Annotated in this window: 1 protein-coding gene and 1 pseudogene; both read left to right on the plus strand. The window is 60.1% G+C overall.

The window, feature by feature from the left end; all coding sequences use genetic code 11:
• On the plus strand, positions 1-1042 hold a 1042-nt coding region (ubiH, locus tag BG74_RS05365; RefSeq protein ID WP_066597124.1), incomplete at its 5' end, for a 2-octaprenyl-6-methoxyphenyl hydroxylase.
• A gap of 32 nt (positions 1043-1074) precedes the next feature.
• Positions 1075-1477 (plus strand): annotated as a pseudogene (locus BG74_RS16970) (FAD-dependent 2-octaprenylphenol hydroxylase); the annotation flags it as partial.

The raw sequence follows: 1477 nt of genomic DNA on the forward strand, positions 1-1477 counted from the left end.
CGCCCGCGCTATCGCGCTAGCGCAGGGGACCTGCCGCGAGCTAACCGCTATCGGCGTCTGGCCAGCGCTGGCACCTTGCGTCACCGCTATTACCCGGGTGGAGGTGAGCGACGAAGGGCACCTGGGTAAAGTTCAAATTGCGGCGGGCGACTATCATTTGCCGGCGCTGGGTTATGTCGTTGAACTGCACGCAGTTGGCAAACGGCTATTTGACCTGCTGCGCCAGGCACCAGGCGTGCGGCTGCATTGTCCAGCAACGCTTGAAGGCATCAGACGCGAACAAGCGGGTAACGTCATTACTCTGAATAACAGCGTGGAACTCAATGCGCAACTGGTGGTGGCAGCGGACGGCTCTCGCTCGCCACTGGCAGCGCAATGTGGCATTCGCTGGCGGCAGATGGATTATCAGCAAATTGCAGTTATCGCCAACATCAGCACCGCCTTGCCGCACAGTGGTGACGCGTTCGAGCGGTTTGCCCCACATGGCCCGCTGGCGTTGCTGCCCATATCTGGCACGCACAGTTCGCTGGTCTGGTGCCTGCCAGCTGCGCATGAGCATGATATTGCCAACTGGGACGAAGGACAGTTTTGCCAGGCGTTGCAGCAGGCGTTTGGCTGGCGGCTCGGCCGTATTACCGCCACCGGTGAGCGCCAGTTTTACACGCTGCGACTGCGCACGGCCGAGCGGCATATTACCCACCGCCTGGCGCTGGTGGGTAATGCCGCGCAAACACTGCATCCCATTGCTGGACAGGGGTTCAATCTGGGGCTGCGCGATGTGATGACGCTGGCAGAAACCCTGACGCAGGCTGCAGCGCAAGGGGAAGATATCGGCGATTACGCCGTGCTATCGCGCTACCAGCGTCGTCGGCAGCCGGATCAGGCTAGTACCATTGGCATTACCGACGGGCTGATTCATCTGTTCACCAACCGTCACCTTCCGTTAGTGATAGGACGAAATCTTGGGCTACTGGCCATGGCCCATATTCCGTCGCTGCGCGATGCGCTGGCGCGTAAAACAATGGGATGGGTGGCCCGTTGACCCCCGACCCGTAAGCAAGGATCCATTAGGCTATGCAATCATTTGATATCGTGATTAGTGGTGCCGGCATGGTCGGCCTGGCGCTGGCCTGCGGCCTGCATGGGACTACTGGATTGCGCGTGGCGCTCATCGAGCGCCAGGGGCCAGAGGCGATTTTCCCTGTCGAGCAGCCGGCCCTGCGGGTTTCCGCTATCAATGCTGCCAGCCGACGTTTGCTGCAGTATGTGCAGGTCTGGGAGGCTATCACCACGCAGCGCGCTAATCCTTATCGGGGCATGGAAGTCTGGGAGCGAGACAGTTTCGGGCGTATTGCCTTCGACGGTGCTGAGCTTGGGTATCCCGAGCTAGGGTATGTCATTGAAAATATAGTCATTCAGCAGGAATTATGGCGCCGAGCGGGGCAACTGGCTGAGGTGACGCTGATAGCGCCAGCCA

The organism is Sodalis-like endosymbiont of Proechinophthirus fluctus (assembly GCF_001602625.1).
GTDB lineage: Bacteria > Pseudomonadota > Gammaproteobacteria > Enterobacterales > Enterobacteriaceae.